The sequence below is a fragment of the Thalassolituus sp. UBA2590 genome, assembly GCF_002339775.1.
GTDB lineage: Bacteria > Pseudomonadota > Gammaproteobacteria > Pseudomonadales > Oceanobacteraceae > Thalassolituus.
Window position 1 is genome coordinate 1 of record NZ_DDKU01000005.1, and the last position, 3,258, is coordinate 3,258.

General features: G+C 53.1%; 4 protein-coding genes. 3 read left to right on the plus strand and 1 reads right to left on the minus strand.

Translation table 11 applies throughout. The features are described from left to right. The 3 genes from B2067_RS00510 to B2067_RS00520 form a co-directional block, all read left to right on the plus strand. Positions 1 to 516 (plus strand): biotin/lipoyl-containing protein (locus tag B2067_RS00510; RefSeq protein WP_301387155.1); only part of this gene is annotated, 516 nt, incomplete at its 5' end. 13 nt (positions 517 to 529) lie between these two features. Then, positions 530 to 1,831, plus strand: coding sequence for a sodium ion-translocating decarboxylase subunit beta (locus B2067_RS00515; protein ID WP_301377073.1), 1,302 nt, complete (start codon positions 530 to 532; stop codon positions 1,829 to 1,831). Between the two features lie 151 nt (positions 1,832 to 1,982). Further along, on the plus strand, positions 1,983 to 2,474 hold the full coding sequence (locus B2067_RS00520) for an MgtC/SapB family protein (RefSeq protein ID WP_301387156.1): 492 nt from the start codon (positions 1,983 to 1,985) through the stop codon (positions 2,472 to 2,474). 96 nt (positions 2,475 to 2,570) lie between these two features. Here the strand turns inward: B2067_RS00520 and B2067_RS00525 are convergent. Next, positions 2,571 to 3,258, minus strand: a 688-nt coding sequence (locus tag B2067_RS00525; RefSeq protein ID WP_301387157.1) for a malate:quinone oxidoreductase, incomplete at its 5' end; no start/stop codon positions are given.

Here is a 3,258-nt window from a genome sequence, read left to right on the forward strand (position 1 = left end):
GCAGAGAAAGGTATCGAGCTGTCTGCCGACAAGATCGATGATGCTCTGACCTACGCTATGTTCCCTCAGATTGCGCCTAAGTTCCTTGAGAACCGCAATAACCCAGACGCGTTTGAGCCAGCTCCAAAAGGCGCTGATGAAGACACCTTCACTGTGACTGTTGATGGCAACGAGTACGTTGTTAAAGTTGACGACGGCGGTGACGTGACCGACCTGGCTCCAGTGAATGGCGCGCCGATGTCGTTCGGTGGTGACTCAGGTAACGCTGGTGCTGCGACGTCTTCTCCAGTTGCTGCGGGCGGTGGTGACCCTATCTCTGCTCCACTGGCTGGTAACGTCTGGAAAGTACTGGTTCAGCCAGGCCAGGCTGTGAATGAAGGTGATGTCGTTATCATCCTTGAAGCCATGAAGATGGAAACTGAAGTGCGAGCACCTCGCGCGGGTACCGTCGGCAGTGTGACAGCCACCGAAGGTGCTGCTGTGAAAGTGGGTGACACCCTCTACACACTGGGTTAATGGGAGCTGACTGATGGAAAGTTTACTCCGCCTCTGGAATGACACTGGTATCGCCCACATTGAGGGTGGTCAGGCGTTCATGATGCTGGTTGGCTTCGGTATGCTGTACCTGGCCATCAAGAAAGGTTTTGAACCGCTTCTGCTGCTGCCAATCGCAGTTGGTACTCTGATGGTAAACATCCCGAGTGCTGGCCTGGGTTGGTCTGCGGCTGAAGGTGCAATCCGTTCTGCTGATCCTGCATTGCTTGCTCAGTTCCGCGACCTGTTCGGTCTGGCGGCTGATGCGACTGTGCACAATATACTGGATGCGTATCACAGCGCAGAATCAGCGCTGTACAAGAAGGCGCTCCTGTTGGGTAAAGAAGCTGGTTTTGAAAATGGTATGCTCTACACCTTCTACAGTGTGACAATCGCCAGCGGCGTTGCGCCTCTGTTGATTTTCATGGGTGTTGGCGCAATGACTGACTTTGGTCCGCTTCTGGCTAACCCGAAAACACTGCTGCTCGGTGCTGCTGCTCAGTTTGGTATCTTTGGTACCGTTGCTGGGGCGGTGCTCCTGACCGACGCTGGTCTGATGGACTTTACCGTTCAGCAGGCCGCTGCGATCGGTATTATCGGTGGTGCAGATGGCCCAACCTCGATCTTTATTGCATCTAAGCTGGCTCCTGAGCTGCTCGGTGCGATTGCGGTTGCTGCGTACTCATACATGGCGCTGGTTCCTCTGATTCAGCCTCCGATTATGAAGGCTCTGACCACAGAAGCTGAGCGTAAGATCCAGATGGAACAGCTGCGTACGGTGACAAAAGGCGAGAAAATCGTCTTCCCGATCGCGGTACTGATTCTGGTTGCACTGTTGCTGCCTTCAGCAGCACCGCTGCTGGGGATGTTCTGCTTCGGTAACCTGATGAAAGAATCTGGTGTTGTTGAGCGTCTGAGCGATACCGCACAGAACGCACTGATCAACATCGTGACCATCTTCCTGGGTCTGTCAGTAGGCTACAAAATGAGCTCTGACGCCTTCCTGAATGGCAGCACTCTGGCGATTATCGTTCTGGGTCTGGTTGCGTTCATGGTAGGTACTGCGGCAGGTGTTCTGATGGCTAAGATCATGAATGCTTTGTCCAAAGATCCAATCAACCCACTCATCGGTTCTGCAGGTGTTTCTGCTGTACCTATGGCGGCACGAGTGTCGAACAAAGTGGGTCTGGAAGCCAATGGCCAGAACTTCCTGCTGATGCATGCGATGGGCCCGAACGTTGCGGGTGTTATCGGTTCAGCAGTTGCGGCAGGTGTGATGATCTCGTTCTTCGGATAAGACTCACAACCCTGCAGTTTAAAAAACGGCACCTTTTAAGGTGCCGTTTTTTTTGCCTGTTGTTTGTACTCAGTACGGTCCAGTAGCTACTCAGAGGAACCTCGTAGTGTGCTTTGCGCTCTCAATGGTGAGAGATTAATGGAGTAGTTACATGACAGAGCTTGAATGGACACAAATGTTAAATCACTTTGTGCACCTTGGGATTGCCTTCTTACTGGCCGTACCGGTCGCTGTAAACCGTGAACTCAGAAGCAAAGGTGTTGGCCTGCGCACGTTTCCTCTGGTGTCTGTGGCGTCCTGTGGGTATATGTTGCTGGCGATGCAGGTTTACAGCGGTTCCGATGCTGAGGCGCGGGTCATGTACGGGCTGATTACAGGGATAGGTTTTATTGGTGGTGGTGCAATACTGAAGAATGGCAGTAATGTTTCAGGCACAGCAACGGCTGCGAGTATCTGGAACACTGGAGCGATTGGCGTATCCGTGGCGTACAGCTATTACGAAATTGCGATTACACTGTCGCTGATTAACTTTCTTGTATTGCAGTTTGGTGGTGTGATCAAGCAGGAGACCAGAGCGGTATCCCGAAAGGACGCCGAGCGTGACGTTGAAGAGTCCCTGCGTGCCGCGAAAGAAGGCGAGTAAGGGCGTAGACCTATATCAGAACCGATCAGTTATTTCGACGGGGTGGCGGAAACAAAAAAGCCAGGCAGGCGCCTGGCTTTTTCAGTTACGGGGTGCTTAGTCGCCGATCTTCAGAGTGCTTAGTACTTCCGATCGGATACGACCGAGGAGTTCTGCATCGTTTTTAAGAGACTCGCCGTAAGAAGGAATCATTTCCTTCAGACGCTTATCCCAGCCTGATGCCATCTTCTCAGGGAAGCAACGCTCCAGCACTTCGATCATCGCCTGTACTGCGACGGATGCGCCCGGAGATGCGCCAAGAAGAGCGGCCAGCGAGCCGTCTTTGGCTGCAACGAGTTCGGTACCGAACTCAAGTTTACCGCGACCGCTGGCGTCTTTCTTGATGATCTGAACGCGTTGACCGGCACGGGCCAGTGTCCAGTCGCCGGCTTTGCAAGCTGGGTAGTAACCGCGCAGAGTACCAACGCGCTCTTTATGTGACTGGCGAACTTCGCTGATCAGATACTTGGTCAGGTCCATATTGTTAAAACCTACATCCATCATAGGCATCAGGTTGCTGACGCTGACAGATTTAAGCAGGTCAAACTTAGAGCCAGACTTCAGGAACTTCATTGTGAAGCCGGCGAATGGGCCAAACAGCAGGGCCGGTTCACCGTTGATAATGCGTGTATCCAGGTGAGGTACTGACATTGGCGGCGCACCAATCGCAGCCTTGCCGTACACCTTAGCGCTGTGCTGAGCAACGATCTCAGGGTCTTTGCAGACCAGCCACTGCCCCGATACT